Annotated in this window: 18 protein-coding genes; 9 read left to right on the top strand and 9 right to left on the bottom strand. The window is 63.7% G+C overall.

Going from position 1 to position 18,076, the window contains the following annotated elements:
• Positions 1-133 precede the first annotated feature (133 nt).
• Positions 134-871, bottom strand: coding sequence for a phasin family protein (locus SC1_RS14795; RefSeq protein ID WP_062184298.1), 738 nt, complete (start codon positions 869-871; stop codon positions 134-136).
• Positions 872-994: 123 nt separating this feature from the next.
• Entirely contained in the window at positions 995-2,773 is a 1,779-nt protein-coding gene (locus SC1_RS14790; protein WP_062184295.1) for an alpha/beta hydrolase, read from the bottom strand.
• Positions 2,774-2,888: 115 nt separating this feature from the next.
• Between SC1_RS14790 and SC1_RS14785 the strand changes: the two genes are divergently transcribed.
• The 4 genes from SC1_RS14785 (at position 2,889) to SC1_RS14770 (ending at position 6,979) form a co-directional block, all read left to right on the top strand.
• Positions 2,889-4,103, top strand: a complete 1,215-nt coding sequence (locus tag SC1_RS14785; RefSeq protein WP_058536696.1) for an LL-diaminopimelate aminotransferase — start codon at positions 2,889-2,891, stop codon at positions 4,101-4,103.
• On the top strand, positions 4,103-4,582 hold the full coding sequence (locus tag SC1_RS14780) for a DUF2721 domain-containing protein (protein ID WP_062184293.1): 480 nt from the start codon (positions 4,103-4,105) through the stop codon (positions 4,580-4,582). Before SC1_RS14785 ends, SC1_RS14780 begins: the two co-directional genes overlap by 1 nt.
• 85 nt (positions 4,583-4,667) lie before the next feature.
• Positions 4,668-5,423 carry a class I SAM-dependent methyltransferase gene (locus SC1_RS14775; RefSeq protein WP_062184291.1) on the top strand — a complete coding sequence of 252 codons (756 nt, stop codon included), beginning with the start codon at positions 4,668-4,670 and terminating at the stop codon, positions 5,421-5,423.
• 251 nt (positions 5,424-5,674) lie between these two features.
• A complete protein-coding gene (locus SC1_RS14770; RefSeq protein ID WP_083435940.1) occupies positions 5,675-6,979 on the top strand; it encodes an MFS transporter in 1,305 nt (434 codons plus the stop codon).
• Here the strand turns inward: SC1_RS14770 and SC1_RS14765 are convergent.
• Complete coding sequence (locus tag SC1_RS14765) at positions 6,976-7,566, bottom strand: NADPH-dependent FMN reductase (RefSeq protein WP_062184288.1); 591 nt, start codon at positions 7,564-7,566, stop codon at positions 6,976-6,978. The two genes, SC1_RS14770 and SC1_RS14765, sit on opposite strands and share 4 nt — an antisense overlap.
• A gap of 9 nt (positions 7,567-7,575) precedes the next feature.
• Positions 7,576-8,076, bottom strand: coding sequence for a murein L,D-transpeptidase family protein (locus SC1_RS14760; protein ID WP_062184285.1), 501 nt, complete (start codon positions 8,074-8,076; stop codon positions 7,576-7,578).
• 88 nt (positions 8,077-8,164) lie between these two features.
• Between SC1_RS14760 and SC1_RS14755 the strand changes: the two genes are divergently transcribed.
• A complete protein-coding gene (locus SC1_RS14755; RefSeq protein WP_062186769.1) occupies positions 8,165-9,058 on the top strand; it encodes a haloalkane dehalogenase in 894 nt (297 codons plus the stop codon).
• On the opposite strand, the gene SC1_RS14750 is transcribed toward SC1_RS14755, so the two are convergent.
• Positions 9,048-10,337, bottom strand: coding sequence for an adenylosuccinate synthase (locus SC1_RS14750; protein WP_062184281.1), 1,290 nt, complete (start codon positions 10,335-10,337; stop codon positions 9,048-9,050). The two genes, SC1_RS14755 and SC1_RS14750, sit on opposite strands and share 11 nt — an antisense overlap.
• A gap of 149 nt (positions 10,338-10,486) precedes the next feature.
• Here SC1_RS14750 and SC1_RS14745 point away from each other — a divergent pair, with 149 nt between their 5' ends.
• Both SC1_RS14745 and SC1_RS14740 read left to right on the top strand, forming a co-directional pair.
• Positions 10,487-11,443, top strand: a complete 957-nt coding sequence (locus SC1_RS14745; protein ID WP_062184278.1) for an alpha/beta hydrolase — start codon at positions 10,487-10,489, stop codon at positions 11,441-11,443.
• A 9-nt stretch (positions 11,444-11,452) separates the two neighbouring features.
• Positions 11,453-11,830 (top strand): DOPA 4,5-dioxygenase family protein, encoded by a 378-nt coding sequence (locus SC1_RS14740; RefSeq protein WP_062184275.1) that lies wholly within the window; start codon positions 11,453-11,455, stop codon positions 11,828-11,830.
• Here SC1_RS14740 and SC1_RS14735 read toward each other — a convergent pair.
• The 3 genes from SC1_RS14735 to SC1_RS14725 all read right to left on the bottom strand — a co-directional run bounded on the left by SC1_RS14735 (position 11,827) and on the right by SC1_RS14725 (position 15,814).
• A complete protein-coding gene (locus SC1_RS14735) occupies positions 11,827-12,939 on the bottom strand; it encodes an ATP phosphoribosyltransferase regulatory subunit (RefSeq protein WP_062184272.1) in 1,113 nt (370 codons plus the stop codon). The genes SC1_RS14740 and SC1_RS14735 overlap by 4 nt on opposite strands.
• Positions 12,940-12,992: 53 nt before the next feature.
• On the bottom strand, positions 12,993-14,579 hold the full coding sequence (gene serA, locus SC1_RS14730) for a phosphoglycerate dehydrogenase (RefSeq protein WP_062184271.1): 1,587 nt from the start codon (positions 14,577-14,579) through the stop codon (positions 12,993-12,995).
• 107 nt (positions 14,580-14,686) lie between these two features.
• On the bottom strand, positions 14,687-15,814 hold the full coding sequence (locus SC1_RS14725; RefSeq protein WP_062186767.1) for a phosphoserine transaminase: 1,128 nt from the start codon (positions 15,812-15,814) through the stop codon (positions 14,687-14,689).
• Positions 15,815-15,985: 171 nt separating this feature from the next.
• Here SC1_RS14725 and SC1_RS14720 point away from each other — a divergent pair, with 171 nt between their 5' ends.
• Entirely contained in the window at positions 15,986-16,687 is a 702-nt protein-coding gene (locus SC1_RS14720) for an extensin family protein (RefSeq protein ID WP_062184268.1), read from the top strand.
• A gap of 49 nt (positions 16,688-16,736) precedes the next feature.
• On the top strand, positions 16,737-17,609 hold the full coding sequence (locus tag SC1_RS14715) for an LOG family protein (protein ID WP_062184265.1): 873 nt from the start codon (positions 16,737-16,739) through the stop codon (positions 17,607-17,609).
• An 87-nt stretch (positions 17,610-17,696) separates the two neighbouring features.
• Here the strand turns inward: SC1_RS14715 and SC1_RS14710 are convergent.
• Positions 17,697-18,076: cytochrome c family protein (locus SC1_RS14710; protein ID WP_062184259.1), on the bottom strand; the 380-nt coding region annotated here is incomplete at its 5' end.

Below are 18,076 nucleotides of genomic sequence, written 5' to 3'. Positions count from 1 at the left end.
GTTCGCCAGCCGGATCGGGGCGCCCAAACAAGTACCGCCCGCTTCCCGGAGGAAGCGAGCGGCCTTGGGGTGTCGGCGCAGACGGGAGGGGAGGGGGAGAGTGCCCGCGCCAACGAAATGAAGGTGAAGTCGCTTAGGCGGCCTTCATCTTCGAAGTGATAACCGAAACGCGGTTCGAGATCGGCGCGAAGCTGTCGTTCGTCAGCTTGACGACGAGTTCGCTGGTCTTCGAGGTCTGCGCAACAGCGGCGTCGAACGCCTTCTTGCTGTTTTCGGCATAGAGCTTGAAGAAGTCGGCCGGGGTCTTGACGGCGGTGTAGCCCTTCAGCGCAGCGGTCGTGTCTTCGAAGCTCTTGCGAGCATAGGTCACGCCTTCCTGGCCCAGGGTTTCGATGCCCTTGGCAGCGATCTTCCCGGCTTCGACGAGCGCTTCGACGTTCGCCTTGTTGAATTCGACGGCTTCTTCAGCGAGCTTGCTGGTCTTGCTCATCGCTTCCTTCGCCTTCTCGTTGAAGTCGGCGGTCAGGGCTTCGGCGCGGGTCTTCGCTTCGTCGGCGAACTTCTTGACGGTGTCGTTCATGGTCTTGAATCCTTTGGTGGCGGCAGCAACCGGCTTCGGCGCAACCTTGGTCTTTGGGGCAATGGTCTTGGCAGCCGCCTTGGGGGCGGCCTTTTTTGCTGCCGGCTTTGCGGCTTTCTTTTGGACCGGCTTGGCCTTCGCCGTGACGGTCTTGGTCTTTACGGGCGCCGCAGTCTTTTCGGCTGCCGGAGCAGCAACAACCGGGGCCGCAGGAGTCGCCGCCGGCTTGGCGGGGGTTTCCAGCGTTGCGGCTTCGAAAGCCTTTTCGGCACTATCCATCTTGGTAGCCATCGGAACAACTCCTTTATGTTGCACTGCACAATATAGGAGCGGATCGGCGATTTCAAGAGAAATTTTGTGCAGTGCACAAAAATAGTCCGAGCGCCGGCCCGATGGGATTATATTCGCGAGATATTACCGCTGTTTGACGTAGCGTCCGGGGGCATCCTCGATCGCTTTTCTGCCGCCCTTTCCGGGGATGCGCGCGCCCTTTGCGGGGGTTTTTGCGCCGTCCTGCTGCGTAATCCAGTCAATCCAGTGCGGCCACCAGCTACCCTTGGTCTCGCTGGCGCCTGCAACAAATTCGTCGAGCGTTGCGGCGTTGCTGTCGCCGGTCCAATATTGATATTTGCCCGCGGCGGGCGGGTTGACCACGCCGGCGATATGGCCCGAGCCCGCGAGCAGAAAGGTCTTTGGCCCCGACAGATGATCCATCAACCGCCACACGCTGGCGGGCGGGGCGATATGATCCTCGCGTCCCGCCTGAATGAACGCGGGGGTCTCGATCTTCTTGAGGTCGACCGGGGTGCCCATCACCGACAGGCTGTTCGGGATTACCATGCGATTGTCGCGGTAAAGGTCCACCAGATATTGGCGGTGCCATTTGGCGGGCAGGTTGGTAACGTCGCCGTTCCAGTAGAGGAGGTCGAACGGCGGATAGTCGTTGCCGAGCAGATAATTGCTGACGACATAGTTCCAGATCAGATCGCGCCCGCGCAAGCTGTTGAAGGTCGCCGCCATATAGCGCCCGTCGAGGAATCCCGGTGCCGATAGCTGTTGGAGCAGCGCCAGATAGCTGTCGTCGACGAACATCTTGAGGTCGCCGGCATGTTCGAAATCGACCTGTGCAGTAAAGAAGGTCACCGACTTCACCTTGTCGGCTTCACCGCGCGCCGCCAACATCGCGAGCGTGGCGGCGAGGGTGGTGCCCGCGACGCAATAGCCGATCGTGTGGACATGCGGCACGTCCAGAAGCTCGCGGACCGTGTCGATCGCGTCGACCTGCCCTGCGATATAGTCGTCCCAGACGATCTCGCTCATCGACGCGTCGGCCGACTTCCACGATACCATGAATACGCTGAGCCCCTGTTCGACCGCCCAGGCGACGAAGCTCTTCGCGGGGTTCAGATCGAGGATATAGAAGCGGTTGATCCACGGCGGGAAGATGATGAGCGGGACGGTAAAGACGTCCTTTGTCGTCGGCGCATAGTGGATCAGCTGGTAAAGGTCGGTTTCGTGGATCACCTTGCCCGGCGTTGTCGCGATATTGACCCCGACCTCGAACGCGTCGGGATCGACATGGCTCAATTGCCCTCGCGACAAATCGTTGAGCATATGCTTCAGGCCCTTGAGCAGGCTCTCGCCCCGGGTCTCCACCGCGCGCTTGATCACCTCTGGATTGGTGAGGGCAAGGTTGGTGGGTGCCATCGCGTCAGCCATCGATTTTGCGGCAAATTCCATTTTCGCGCGTGCGGCGGGATCGGGGCCGTCGAGCTGGCGCGTGGTCGCGAGCATCTGTTCGGCGAGCAGGCCATAGGTCTGGCGGATCATCGCGAACACCGGATTGCCGGTCCAGTCGGGATCGGCGAAGCGGCGGTCCTTCGCATCGGTGGGCGGCGCGTCGGGGGCGATCGGCTGACCGATGCTGGCGAGAGAGGTCCAGAAGGCGACCCCCTGATCCCACATCTTAGACGATTGCTGCGTCCACATCTGCGTCGCCGGATTGTCGATCCATTTGGCGGGGTCGAACAGCGCGGCGGCGCTTGTATTGCCTTCGTTGACCTGGCCCAGCGCATAATCGAGCATCATCTGCTGTGCGCGGCCGATCACGCTCGCCCAATGCTGCATGTCTTCGGGGGATGGCAGGAAGGGATTCGGCGTCTCGATCGTGTCGTCTTTACCCGTATCGCTCATGCTCGTTCCTGCTGGTCAGTGCGGATAATATGCCTATAACAAGCCGCGATGCGGCTGGCGAGGCTGCCGCTCGCGTCAACCCACAAGTAACGCAAAGGAGTTGTTCTAGTTTCCCATGTCCGAAGATGAATTCTACCGCATCAAGCGCCTGCCGCCCTATGTCATCGCTGAAGTGAATGCGATGCGTGCGGCCGCCCGCGCCGCGGGAGAGGACATTATCGACCTGGGGATGGGCAATCCCGACCTGCCGCCGCCGGCGCATGTGATCGAAAAGCTGTGCGAAGTGGCGATGAAGCCCGACGCGCACGGATATTCGCAGTCAAAAGGCATTCCGGGCCTTCGCCGCGCGCAGGCCAATTATTACGGCCGCCGCTTCAACGTCGACCTTGATCCGGAAACCGAAGTCGTCGTGACGATGGGGTCGAAGGAAGGGCTCGCGAGTCTGGCGACCGCGATCACCGGCCCCGGCGACGTCGTGCTCGCACCGAACCCGAGCTATCCGATCCACACGTTCGGTTTCATTATCGCCGGTGCGACGATCCGCAGTGTCCCGACGACGCCCGACGAGAATTACTGGCGTGCCCTCGACCGCGCGATGGCCTTCACCGTGCCGCGGCCGTCGATCCTTGTCGTCAACTATCCGTCGAACCCGACCGCCGAAGCCGTCGACCTTGCTTTCTACGAGCGCCTGGTCGCCTGGGCGAAGGAGAATAAGGTCTGGGTTCTCAGCGACCTTGCCTATTCGGAGCTTTATTACGATGGCAATCCGACCCCCTCGATCCTGCAGGTGCCGGGGGCGAAGGACGTCGCGATCGAATTCACCTCGATGTCGAAAACCTACTCGATGGCGGGCTGGCGCATGGGTTTTGCGGTCGGCAACAAGCGGCTGATCGCAGCGATGACGCGCGTCAAATCCTACCTCGACTATGGTGCCTTCACCCCGATTCAGGCGGCCGCCTGCGCGGCGCTCAATGGCCCGCAGGATATCGTCCAGAAGAACCGCGATCTTTACCAGAAGCGCCGCGATGTGATGGTCGAAAGCTTTGGTCGCGCCGGCTGGGACATTCCCAGCCCGAAGGCGTCGATGTTCGCTTGGGCGCCGCTGCCGCCGGCGCTCAAGGAAATGGGCAGCCTCGAATTTTCGAAGCAATTGCTCACCCATGCCAAGGTCGCGGTCGCGCCGGGCGTCGGTTATGGCGAGGATGGCGAAGGCTATGTTCGTATCGCGATGGTCGAGAATGAACAGCGCATCCGGCAGGCGGCGCGCAATGTCCGGAAATTCCTCGCGATGCATGGCGTGAACACGCCGTCGGTTGCCGCCGGGGGATGATGGATCTCGACGCCGGCGCGATTGCGCAGACGATCCAGCTTTCGGTCACGCCGGTGTTTCTGCTGGTGGCGACCGGCAGCCTGCTCAACGTCATTGCCGGGCGGTTGGCGCGTGTCGTCGACCGTTCGCGCAATCTGATAGAGCGCTGGGCAGAGACCGAGGGCCTTGAGCATGAGCGCATCGTTGCCGAACTGCGCATCGCCGACCGGCGCATGGGGATCATCAACAATTCGATTCTCTCCGCCGTGGCGTGCGGGATCGTCGTGTGTCTGCTCGTCGCGTTGCTGTTCACGCAGGCCTTTACGGGCATCAACCTTGGTGTCGCGGCGTCGTGGGCCTTTGCGTTGGCGATGGTGCTGTTGCTCGTTTCGCTGATCCTCTTCCTTGTCGAGGTCCGGCTGGCGGTGCGCGCGATACACGTGCCCATGGAATTGCTCGAGCTTGAAGAAGGCTGGAAGAAGCGGCGCGACCGGCGCTGATAGACACAGGGCGGCGGCTGGTCGAAGCTTGCTCGCCAGCGCCGCATTTCTCCGCCACCTTGGGGTGAGACAGGGGAGAGATGTCATGCGAAACTATCGACTTTTGACGCCGCTCGTCGGGGCTGCAATGCTGGTAGCCGTGCCCGTCGTCGCCGCCGCACCCGACAAGGCCGTGGCCGCGGCGGTCGCCGACAAGAGCCGCCTCGCCGAAAATCGCAAGCTGGACGACGGTCGTCACCCCGCCGACGTGCTCGCCTTCGCTCAGGTCAAGCGCGGCTCGACCGTCGCCGACCTGCTCGCCGGAAATGGCTATTACAGCGAAATGCTGGCCGATCTCGTCGGGCCCAAGGGTACCGTCATCCCGATGAACCCGTCGGGTTTCCATGAGCCGGAAACCTGGGCCACGATCACAAAGGCCTATCCCAACATCGCGCCGATGGTGCGCCCGGTGAACACGATCGTGCTGGCGCCAAAGAGCGTCGACATGATTTTTACCCACCTCGCCTATCATGACCTCTACTGGCAGAGCGAAAAGTTCAAATTCCCGCGCGTCGAGGTCGATGCGATGCTCGTCAACTGGTTCAGCGCGGTGCGGCCTGGCGGATCGATAATCGTCGTCGACCATGTCGGCCCGGCGGGCGACACGCGCGAGCTGGTCGAGAAATTGCACCGGATCGACCCCGCGAAAGTGCGCGCCGACATGGAGCGCGCGGGTTTCGTCTTTGACGGCGACAGTGGAGCGCTGCGCATCACGGCCGACGATCACAGCAAGAATGTGTTCGACCCCGCGATCCGCGGTAAGACCGACCGCTTCATGATGCGGTTCAAAAAGCCGGCTTGAGCATCAGGGCGCGGTGCTGGCCCGATAGGTCGGCGCCCGTCGTACAGCATGCCGCTTTCCATTTCAGCCTGCAGCGTCGCCGCGTCCTTGCCCTCGACCTCGGGAAGCGGCGGCGGCAAGCAGCGAAATTTTTTGCATGCGCTGCACGCCGCCAGCCGTAGCGGCAATTGCAAACAGCGAATGGCAGGGCCGCGCAATGGCGTTGACATGAAGGGCGCGCGTCTGCTCCCATGGCGGTACGGGAGAAAATGATGAGCCAGAATGACGCGATGGCGGCCGCAGCGACGGCGCCTGCGGGAAGTGCGGCGACACCAGTCCGGCGGATGCTGTGGGTGCTGCTCGCGGTCTATATCCTGAACTTTCTCGATCGTCAGATCGTCAACATTCTCGCCGAACCGATCGCGCGTGACCTGTCGCTTTCGGACGCCGATATCGGGCTTCTCACCGGATTGGCCTTCGCGCTCTTTTATACTTTTCTTGGCATTCCGATCGCGCGTTACGCCGACAAGCCGTCGACGAACCGCATCGGACTGATCTCGGTCTCGCTCGCGATATGGTCGGGGATGACCGTGCTGTGCGGCATGGCCCAAAATTTCGTGCAATTGCTTCTCGCGCGGATCGGCGTCGGGGTGGGCGAGGCGGGTTGCACGCCCGCGGCGCATTCGCTGATCACCGACCGCGTCGATCCCGCCAAGCGCGCGTCAGCGATTGCCTTTTACGGTCTTGGCATTCCGATCGGCAGTCTGCTCGGGCTGATCGTCGGCGGCCTGATTGCCGACGAATGGGGCTGGCGCGTCGCTTTCATGGTCGTCGGCGTTCCCGGAATCCTGCTGGCGCTGGTTCTGCCGATGATGATCAAGGAAGTCCGTCACAAGGCGCCGGCCGACGCGCCCGCGCCGGCAACGGAATTCAGCGTCGCGGGCGCGCTCAAGGAAGTCTTCGGCACGCGCGCCTTTCTCTACATCGCGATCGCCTCTTCGATCACCGCCTTTCTTGGTTATGGCAAGGGTGTGTGGGCGCTGATCCTGTTTCAGCGCTCGCATGGCCTCAGTCCGGGCGAGACGGGGCTGTTGCTTGGCGTCGCGCTCGGGATCGCGGGCATTTTTGGTACCTGGCTCGGCGGCTATCTTGCCGACCGTTTCGGCAAGGTCGACCGGCGGCATATGCTGACGACGCCTGCGGTCGGCATGGCGATCGCCGCGCCGATCCTGTTCCTCGGATACTGGGTCGACGAATGGCACATTGCCATCGCACTGCTGTTCATTCCGACGGTGCTCAATGCCGCTTATTACGGGCCTACCTTTGCATGCGTCCACGGCCTCGTCCGGCCGCAGGCGCGCGCGATGGCAAGTGCGGTGATGCTGTTCCTGCAGAATCTGATCGGGCTCGGGCTCGGGCCGCTGCTGTTCGGCATTGCGTCGGAAATGCTCAAGCCCTCGGTCGGGGTCGAGAGTGTGCGCTATGTCCTTTATGGCGCGGCGTGGCTCGGTCTCATCCCCGCCTTCTTCTTTTGGCGCGCGAGCCTGCGTCTCAATGCCGAACTCAAGTCCGGTTAATAGGGCGGGTCGACCTTTGCGCGCTGGACCTTGGCGGCGTCGATCCACCAATTAAGGTCGTCGGCGAAGCGCGGGAACAGCCGTTCGAGCTGCTTCGCATCGTCGCCGGTGGGCTGGCCGTCGGCGTCGAAAAGCTTGCCGATGCGCGCCACAGGCAGGATCGACGAGATCACCGCCATTCCCATCTCGCCCAAAATGTCGCGCCACCCCATCATAGCGCGCACCCCGGAAAAGGAGCCGGCGGAATAACAGGCGATCGCCGCGGGTCGCCAGAACCATTCCTCCAGATAATGGTCGGTGAGGTTCTTGAGGCCCGGCTGAGGGCCCCAATTATATTCGCCGGTGACGAACAGGAAGCCGTCGGCGGCGCGGATCTTGCCCGCGAGTTCCTCCATCGCCGCCGGTGCCTCGCCCTTCGGATATTCTTTGTACATGCGGTCGAGCATCGGCAGGTCGACCGCCTTGGCGTCGATCAGTTCGGCGCGGTCGCCGCGCGTATTGATCGCATCGACCAGCCAGTTCACGAGCTTCAGCCCCTGCCGGTCGCGGCGATAGCTGCCATAAAAAACGAGGATGTGGCGGGACATTGTGGGTTCCTAGGGTCGGATGGTGATCGGGATGCCGTCGGGGACGATATCCCATAGCTGCTTTATCTCCGCGTTCGACAGCGCGATACAGCCATCGGTCCAGTCGCGCGCGATCGGCGGGCCGGGCCAGGCATTGGGCTGGCCGTGGATGAAGATATCGCCGCCGGGCGAGCGCCCCTTCGACTTTGCATAGGCGCCGTCGGCGGGGTTGGGGTAGGATATGCGCAGCGACAGATGATAGGCGCTCCCGGGGTTGCGACCGCTGATCGTATAGCGCCCCTCGGGCGTGCGCTCGTCGCCTTCGAATTGCTTGTGCCCAGTCGGCGCGTCACCGACGCGGATATTCTTGTAACGGACGATCTCGCGGTTCCCGGCATAGGCGATCAGCACGCGATCGCTCTTGTCGACGAGCAGCCGGTCGGCCTTGGTGCCCGCGGGCAGCGCAGGCTGCGAACTCGCGGCGCCGCAGGCGGCGAGGAACAGGCAGGCGGAAAGGGCGGTCAAACGCATCGTATAACCCTAAGACTTTGGGGGCGTCCGGCAAGTGGTTGCCAGTGCGTCGCCGCGGGCTAAGGTGGGTTTTGGGGGGATCGACATCATGACCATATATCGTACGCCGGACGCGCGCTTCGAAGGGCTGCCCGACTGGCCCTATGCACCGAAATATCTCGAGATCGAGGGCGGTCTTCGCGTCCATTATGTCGATGAGGGCGCGACCGATGCGCAGCCGGTGCTGATGCTGCATGGCGAGCCGACCTGGTCCTATCTTTGGCGCCATATGATCGGCCCCGCGACCGCGTCGGGCTTCCGCGTCGTTGCGCCCGACCTGATCGGTTTCGGCCGTTCGGACAAGCCACTGGACCGCGATGCCTATAGCTATGCCGCGCAGGTCGCGTGGATGCGGCAATGGATCGAGGCGCTCGACCTTCGAAATATCGTGCTCGCATGCCAGGACTGGGGTTCGCTGATAGGGCTGCGCCTTGTGGCCGAAATGCCCGAGCGCTTCGCCGGAGTCGCGCTTTCGAACGGCGGCCTTCCCGAAGGCCAGCCAGCACCTCGCGCGTTCGCGATCTGGCGCGCCTTCTCGCGCTACAGTCCGGTCTTCCCGATCGGCAAGATCGTCAAGGCGGGGGCCAAGCGCGAATTGAGCGATGCGGAAATCGCGGCCTATGATGCGCCATTCCCCACGCGGGCATCAAAGGTAGCGGCGCGCATCTATCCCTCATTCGTTCCGCTCGGCGACAATGTCGCGGTCCCCGATCAGAAACGCACGTGGGCGGCGCTTCAGGCGTTCGACAAGCCGTTCCTCTGCTGCTTCTCCGATGGCGATCCGATCACGCGCGGCGGCGATGCGCTGTTCACCGGACGTGTACCCGGAACGCAGGGCATGTCGCACCGCACGCTGACGGGCGGCCACTTCATTCAGGAGGATGATCCGGTGGGCTTCGTCGCGGCGATCCGCGACGTCGCCGCTGCCGGCGTCAATCGCTGAACGGGTCGCGGATCAGGATTGTGTCCTCGCGCTCGGGGCTCGTGGACACGAGCGCGATCGGGGTCTCGATCAGTTCCTGCACGCGCTGGATATATTTGATCGCCTGAGCGGGCAGGTCCGCATAGCTCCGCGCGCCCGCGGTCGATTCGTGCCAGCCGTCCATTTCCTCATAGATCGGCTCGACTTCGGCCTGGTCGGCGGCGTGCGCCGGGAAATAGTCGAGGATCTTTCCACGTAGCCGGTAACCGGTGCAGATGCGGATCGTGTCGAAGCCGTCGAGGACGTCGAGCTTGGTAAGCGCGATGCCCGTGACGCCTGACACAGCGCAGCTCTGGCGCACGAGTACCGCGTCGAACCAGCCGCAGCGGCGCTTGCGGCCCGTGACGGTGCCGAATTCATGCCCGCGCTCCCCGAGCCGCTGGCCGATCTCGTCCTCAAGCTCGGTCGGGAAGGGGCCGCTGCCGACGCGCGTCGTATAAGCCTTGGCGATGCCGAGCACGAAGCCGACAGCACCGGGGCCGAGGCCCGAGCCGCTGGCGGCGGTGCCGCTGACCGTGTTCGAGCTGGTGACGAAGGGATAGGTGCCGTGATCGACGTCGAGCAGCACGCCCTGCGCGCCTTCGAACAGGATGCGTGCGCCGGCCTTGCGGACCTTTTTCAGGCGCTTCCAGACGGGCTGCGCATATTCGAGCACATAGTCGGCAATTTCGGTGAGGTCGGCGATCAGGCGCTCGCGGTCGATCGGCGGCTCGCCGAAGCCGGCACGCAGCGCATCATGATGTGCGGTTAGACGATCGAGCTGCGGTTCGAGCTTGTCGAGATGCGCAAGGTCGCAAACACGGATCGCGCGGCGGCCGACCTTATCTTCATAGGCGGGACCGATACCGCGGCCGGTGGTGCCGATCTTGCCCGCGCCCGCAGCCGTTTCGCGCAGCGCATCTAGGTCGCGGTGGAAGGGAAGGATCAGCGCGCAATTGTCGGCGATCGCGAAATTCTCGGGGTTGATCGCAACGCCCTGGCCGCGCAGCTTGGTGATCTCGTCACGCAGCGCCCAGGGGTCGAGCACGACGCCGTTGCCGATGATCGACAACGTACCGGTGACGATTCCCGAGGGGAGCAAAGACAGCTTGTAGACCTGTTCACCGACGACGAGCGTATGGCCGGCATTGTGACCGCCCTGGAAGCGGACCACGGCGTCGGCGCGGCTGGCGAGCCAGTCGACGATCTTGCCCTTGCCCTCGTCGCCCCATTGCGACCCGATGACGGTAACATTTGCCATGATGCTGTCCTGCTGAACTGGGCCACAAAACGACCAGCGCCGGCCCGGCGCGGCCTTAGCGGATTTGGCCGCAGAGGCAACCCAAAGCGGGATGATTTTGCGACATTTGCGGGCAAGATTGCTTGCGCCGGGCCCTGTGGAGACGCGCGATGACGAAACAAAGCTGGTTTGGATATGCCGCGCTGGCGGCATTTGTGGTCGCGAGCGTCAATGTGCCCGCGCCCTTCGCCGATGCGCGCGAGACGATGCGCGACCGGTTGCGCGAACGGCTCGCCAGCCGGATGGGCGCCGACGAGGGACCGAAGGCGCCGGAGAGCGAGACAATAGCTTATGGCCGCTATCCGCTCCAACGCCTTGATGTCTGGCGGGCGAAGGCGGCGGACACCCACGCACCGCTGATTGTCTTTGTCCATGGCGGCGGCTGGAAACGCGGCAGCAAGGACAATGCGACGGGACGCTTCAAAGCCCTGCATTATCCCGAAAAGGGCTATGCTTTTGCGTCGATCGATTATCGCCTTGTCCCGGGCGCAACGGTCGAACAGCAGGCGGCGGACGTCGCGTCGGCGGTCAGGGCACTGGTGGATCGAGCGGATACACTCGGCATCGACAGGCGGCGGATCGTGCTGATGGGACATAGCGCTGGCGCACATCTTGCCGCCTTGGTCGGCACCGACGAGCGCTATCTGAAAGGCGCCGGACTGTCGTTCGCCAATATCGCCGGTGTCGTCCCGATCGATGGCGCCGCCTATGATGTGCCAGCGCAGACGAGGGACGGGCCACCGATCATGCAGGCAACCTACAAACAGGCATTCGGGACTGATCCGGTCCGACAGAAAGCGTTGTCGCCGACCTTGCAGGCGGCGGCGCCCAATGCGCCGCAATTCATGCTTCTCTATGTTCAGCGTCCCGACGGCGTGCGGCAGGCGAAAGCATTCGGCGATGCACTGACGGCGGGCGGCAGCCTTGTCGAACATGGCAGTTTTCCTGGTGAGGGTCTGCAGGGTCATGCCGAAATCAACCGGCGGCTGGGCGATCCATCCTATGCGCCGACGGCAGCGGTCGACGACTGGCTGAAACGGCTGTTCGCGCGCTTATCGCTGCGATAGGGTTACGTCATGACGAACCTCGACGCGCCTTATCACGCCCATATCTATTACGACCCTGCGGAGCGGTCCGCCGCGGTCGCGTTACGCGATGCCTTCAGTGAAGACCGCGCGATCCTGTTCGTCGGCGCCATGACCGACGGTGCGGCAGGGCCGCATCCGATCGCGCAATATGAGGTTCATTTCCTTGCCCGGTCGCAGGACGCCGTGGTCGCGGCGATCGAGGCGACGGGGCTACGCGCGCTGGTGCATCCGCTGACCGACGACGATCTTGCCGATCATACGACGCTGGCGCAGTGGATTGGCGAACCCGTCGAACTCGATGTGACAGTGCTCGACCCGCCCGGGGTCAACCAGGGCATCCCGCGTTTCGGTGTTTCGGACTTTTAGGCTTCGACCGGTCCGTCGGGACCGAGGATGAACCCGCAGCCGAGTGCCCTTGCATCGTCGTTTTCGGACAGCGCCGCGACCGTCTGCCAGTCGTCGGCGCGCAGGCTGGCCGCGAGCGCGGGGTCATGGCCGAGCGGCAGAAAAATGCGGCGCTCGGCATCATTTTCGGCGCCGAGGCCCGCGTCGATCAGCGGATCGGGATAAAGCGAGAAGCCGACTGCCGATTCTTCCTGTTCACCGACCGGGATCGAATAACCGCCGCCGCGGCCGACCGCGTCGCCCTGTCCCGGCACGAAAATCTGGAAACCGAACCAGCTTTGATAGGCAAAGCCGTGGCGTTCGGTCGGATCGAGCGTCAGCGTGACGCGGTCGCGGATCGGCGCCGCGATGGCTTCGAGCGCATCGATCCGCGCGGTGAGCACGCCGGACGTATCGAACGCGCGTAGATCGGCAACCGCCTGATCGAACGGGCCGGTTGCGCGGAGCAAAGGCAGATAGGCTTCGGCGCCAAGCCGCGTAAGCGCGCCGGCATCCTTGGCATCGAGTTCGTCGCGCAGCTGCTGGATATCGGCATCGACCGGCAGCGGGCCACCCGCGAGCAGGTCGACGACATCGGGCAGGGTGAAGTCGATCGTGACCGGGCCGATCCCAGCGGCTTCGAGCGCGTCGATCGCGACGGTGACGATCTCGCGCGCCGCAGCGACGCTGTCGCTGCCGATCAGTTCGGCGCCGACCTGCAGCATCTCGCGCGCGGGCCGGAGCTGGCTTGCGCGCAGTTTGACGACCTGCCCGGCGTAGCAGAGGCGCAGCGGGCGTGGGGCCTTGGCGAGCAACGAGGTCGCGATGCGACCGACCTGCCGCGTGATGTCGGGGCGCAACGCCAGCGTGCGCTGTGACACCGGGTCGGTGAAACGGAGCAGGTCGCGCGTTGTGCGATCATCTTCGCCGCCGAGTGTTTCGCGGAATTCGGCCAGTGGCGGGGAGACGCGGCCATAGCCATGCGCGCGCATCGCATCGACGAGCGCGCGGGTGACGCGCGACGCGGCCTCCGCCTGTTGCGGAAGGCGATCGCGCAGCCCTTCGGGCAGCAGGGCAGGGGCCTTGGTCATGGAGGTGGCCTTAGGCGGGTGGCGGGAGCGTTTCAACCGCTCCCGCCGAATGGTCAGAACTTCAGACCTTTCACGGTCTTCACGCCCGGAAGTTGGCAAAGTTGCCACAGAAGCGGTTCGGGCATCGGCGAGTCGAGGCTCAAAAGCAGCACCGCTTCGCCGCCTGCGGCGCGGCGGCCGAGGTGGAAGGTGCCGATGTTGAGCCCGGCCTCGCCCAGCGCGGTGCCGATGCGGCCGATGAAGCCCGGCGCGTCCTCGTTGACGATGTAGAGCATGTGGCCGTCGAGATCGGCCTCGACCTTGATGCCGAACATCTCGACCAGGCGCGGGTCGCCGTTGCTGAACAAGGTGCCGGCGACCGAGCGATCGCCTTGTTCCGTGGCCACCGTAACGCGGACGAGCGTGTGGTAGTCGCCGTCGCGGTCGTGACGAACTTCCCGGACATCAAGCCCGCGCTCGCGTGCGAGATGCGGGGCGTTGACCATGTTCACGCTGTCCGAATAGCGGCGCATCAGGCCGGTGAGCACGGCGGCGGTGATCGGCTTGAGGTTCAGTTCGGCGGCGGCACCTTCGACCTCGACCGAGATGGTCGTGAGATTGTCGTGCGCAAGCTGGCCGACGAGGCTGCCGAGCTTTTCGGCGAGGCTCATATAGGGCCGCAGCTTCGGCGCTTCTTCGGCCGACAGGCTGGGCACGTTAAGCGCATTGGTGATCCCGCCGGTCAGCAGATAATCCGAAAGCTGCTCGGCGACCTGGATCGCGACATTTACCTGTGCTTCGTCGGTCGACGCGCCCAGGTGCGGCGTGCAGATGAAGTTCGGCGCGCCGAACAGCGGATGGTCGGCGGCCGGGGGCTCGGTCTGGAACACGTCGAGTGCGGCGCCCGCGACATGGCCGCTATCGAGTGCGTCCTTGAGCGCCGCTTCATCGATCAGCCCGCCGCGCGCGCAGTTGATGATCCGGACGCCCTTTTTCGCCTTGGCGATATTTTCCTTCGACAGGATATTGCGCGTCTGGTCGGTCAGCGGCGTGTGCAGCGTGATGAAATCGGCCTTGGCGAGCAGCGTGTCGAGATCGGCCTTTTCGACGCCGAGTTCGATCGCGCGTTCGGGCGTCAGGAAGGGGTCGAAGGCGACGACTTTCATGCGGAGGCCGAGGGCGCGTTCGGCGACGATGCTGCCGATATTGCCGCAGCCGATCAGACCGAGCGTCTTCGAAGTCAGCTCGACGCCCATGAAGTCATTCTTCGGCCATTTGCCCGCCTGGGTTCCGGCGTTGGCTTCCGGGATCTGGCGCGCGAGGGCGAACATCATCGCGATCGCATGTTCGGCGGTCGTGATGCTGTTGCCGAACGGCGTGTTCATCACGATGACGCCCTTCTTCGACGCCTCGGGAATGTCGACATTGTCGACGCCGATGCCGGCGCGGCCGACGACCTTCAAATTGGTCGCGGCGGCGAGCACGTCGGCGGTGACTTTCGTCGCCGAACGGATTGCAAGGCCGTCATAGTCGCCGATCATCGCGATCAGCTCTTCCTTGGTCTTGCCGGTGATGACGTCGACGTCGATTCCGCGTTCCTTGAAGATCGCGGCGGCTTTGGGGTCCATCTTGTCGGAAATCAGAACTTTGGGAGCGGTCATTGGTTTTTCCTTTAACCTCGTCATTCCCGCGAAAGCGGGAACCCAGTGCGGCAAATCGCCAACGTCAGAACTGGGTCCCCGCTTTCGCGGGGATGACGACAAAATGATTAGGCGGAGAGGGTTTCGTAGGCCCAGTCGAGCCACGGGCCGAGCGCTTCGACATCGGCAGTGTCGACGGTCGCACCGCACCAGATGCGAAGGCCCGGAGGCGCGTCGCGATAGCCCGCGATGTCATAGGCCGCGCCTTCGGCTTCGAGCAGCCCGGCGAACTTCTTGATGAAGGCTTCGTCGGCGCCCGCGACCGATAGGCAGACCGAAGTCTTCGAACGGCTGGCGGGATCGGCGGCGAGGTGGCTCAGCCACTCGCGTTCCGAGACGATCTTGTCGAGCGCCGCGGCATTCGCATCGCTGCGCGCCTTCAGTCCGTCGAGACCGCCAAGCGACTTCGCCCATTCGAGCGCGAAGATCGCGTCCTCGACTGCAAGCATCGACGGGGTGTTGATCGTTTCGCCCTTGAACACGCCCTCGGCAAGCGCGCCCTTGCTGACGAGGCGGAACACCTTCGGCAGCGGCCAGGCGGGGGTATGGTTTTCGAGCCGTTCGACGGCGCGCGGCCCAAGGATCAGCACGCCGTGGCCGCCTTCGCCGCCGAGCACTTTCTGCCAGCTGAAGGTTGCGACGTCGATTTTGTCCCACGGCAGGTCGTAAGCGAACACCGCGCTGGTCGCATCGGCGAAGCTCAGGCCTTCGCGGTCGTCGGGGATCCAGTCGCCATTCGGGACGCGGACGCCCGAAGTGGTGCCGTTCCAGGTGAAGAGGACGTCGTTCGACCAGTCGACCTGCGTCAGGTCGGGAAGCTGGCCGTAATCGGCGCGAATGACGGTCGGATCGAGCTTGAGCTGCTTCGCGGCATCGGTGACCCAGCCCTCGCCGAAGCTCTCCCATGCGAGCGTCGTGACGGGCTTGGCGCCGAGCATGGTCCACATCGCCATTTCAAAGGCGCCGGTGTCCGATCCCGGAACGATGCCGATGCGGTGCGTGTCGGGAAGCTGCAGCATCTCGCGCATCAGGTCGATGCAAAGGGCAAGCCGCGTCTTGCCGATCTTCGCGCGATGCGAACGGCCCAGCGATTCGGTTGCTAGTTTTTCAGGGGACCAGACCGGCGGTTTGGCGCAGGGTCCGGAAGAAAAATAGGGGCGCGTCGGGCGCACCTGTGGCGTCGTCACTTCACTCATCATAGTCTCTCCTTGCAGAGAGCTCGCGCGGCGTTGGGACCGCGTGGCCCGGCGCCGCGTTTAGGGCGGTCGCGCGGGCTGTCAAACAAATTGCACGGACCGCGCGAAATTTTCGACGAGTGGAGGGAAAGGTATACAGCTTGTTAACCATTTCGTCGGTATTTTGACGATATGCCGATCCCGACTTTCCTAAAGCCCCGGATCCTGATCGCCGCCAGCGCGGCGCTGGCGCTATCTGCCTGTTTCGGCTCTCCCGAGGTAATGAAGAACGGCGGCGGCAAGCGTCCGACCGCAAGCAAGCCGAGCCGGCCGCAGGTCGTCGGCACACCGTCCTTCACCAGCGCCGAAGCGCAGCAGTGCGCGTTCGACCTTAAACAGGCGGGCGTCCGCTTCACGCCCCTGCCGAACCAGGATCATGGCGGCGGCTGTACATCGATCGATTCGGTGAAGCTGCTCGATATCGGTACCCCGGTATCGGGCCTCGGCGCGATGACCTGTCCGCTCGCAAAGAATTTCGCGGCATGGGCGCAATATGCGGTGAAGCCCGCAGCGCGGCAATATTTCGGGCAGGAAGTCGTGAAGATCGAGACTTTCGGTACCTATAGCTGCCGCAACATCTATGGCGGCCGATCGGGCCGGATGTCGCAGCACGCTTTTTCGAATGCGATCGACGTGTCGGGCTTTGTGCTCGCTGACGGCCGCCGCATCATGCTCGATGGCGGGTGGAAGGGCGACAAACCGTCGCAGGATTTTCTCCGCGCGCTGCACAAATCGGGCTGTCGCCGTTTCGGCACCGTGCTTGGCCCCGATTACAACGCGGCGCACTATAATCATTTCCATTTCGACATGAGCGGCAACGGCTACTGCCGCTGAACACGCCTCCGTCTTGGCAAAGTCGCGCTAAGGGAGTAGCCGCTCGCTAATGGCAGAAGACAAACAACCCCATCGTTCGCGTTTCCATAAAGCCAAGGACGACGCGCAGTTCGCCAAGCAGGCGACAACCACCCCGCAAACGGCGCACCCCGCCTACAAACTGGCGTTTCAGGACAATGATTTCCTGCTGCGCGAGGATTTGCGTCCCGTTCGTTTCCAGCTCGAGCTGCTCAAGCCCGAATTGCTGCTGGACGAGGCAGGAATCGAATCGACGCTGGTCATCTATGGCTCGGCGCGCATTCCTGAACCCTCGCAGGCGGATGCGCTCGAAACCGCGGCGACCGACGATGCGCAGCGCAACATTGCCCGCCACCTCAAGGCCAAGGCGAAATATTATGACGAGGCGCGCGCGCTGGCGCGGCTCGCGAGCCAATATCCGTGCGACGACAATGGCTGTCGCCACTTCGTCGTCTGTTCGGGCGGCGGGCCGTCGATCATGGAAGCGGCAAACCGCGGCGCCGAAGACGAAGGCCGCGAATCGATCGGGCTCAACATCGTGCTCCCGCACGAGCAGGCGCCCAACCGCTTCGTCACGCCGTCACTAAGCTTCCAGTTCCACTATTTCGCGCTGCGCAAGATGCACTTCCTTCTCCGCGCGCGCGCGGTTGCGGTCTTTCCCGGCGGCTTCGGCACTTTCGACGAGATGTTCGAGCTGCTCACGCTGATCCAGACGGGCAAGATCAAGCCGATCCCGATCGTGCTGTTCGGCAAGGAATTCTGGCAGCGCGTGGTCAATTTTGACGCGCTGGTCGAGGAAGGCGTCGTCAGCGCGCGCGACCTCGACCTGTTCAAATTCGTCGAGACCGCCGACGAGGCGTGGAAGATCATCCAGGATTTCTACGCGAAACTCGATCATCATTGAAAATCTCGTTGCCCCCGCGCAGGCGGGGGCCGCGAGAGACGTTGAGTCAGGTCGACAACGGCCCCCGCTTGCGCGGGGGCGACGAGATTATTTCGACTGGGCTTCCAGATAGAGGATCAGCGCCTTGCGATCGGCGGCGTCGATAACCCCGGCGAACGCCATGCGCGTGCCCGGAACATTCTTCATCGGCGCTTCGAGATAGGCGCCGAGCGCCGCTTCATCCCAGATGCCGCCCTTGGCTTTCATCGCGCCCGAATAGGAGAAGCCGGGATGCGATGCGACCGCGCGTCCGACGACGCCGTGCAGATTAGGGCCGATCCCGTTCGCGCCGCCCTTGTCGATCGTGTGGCACGCGACGCAGCGGCGGAATATCTGTTCGCCCATCGCCGCTGTCGGTTCGACCGCCGGCGCTTCGACAGCGGACTCACCCGCTGCCGGTGCTTCGGCCGGCGTTTCGCTCTTGCCAC

Source organism: Sphingopyxis sp. C-1 (assembly GCF_001047015.1).
GTDB lineage: Bacteria > Pseudomonadota > Alphaproteobacteria > Sphingomonadales > Sphingomonadaceae > Sphingopyxis.
Note: the sequence above shows the minus strand (reverse complement) of the source record. Positions and strands in the feature narration are given on the sequence as shown.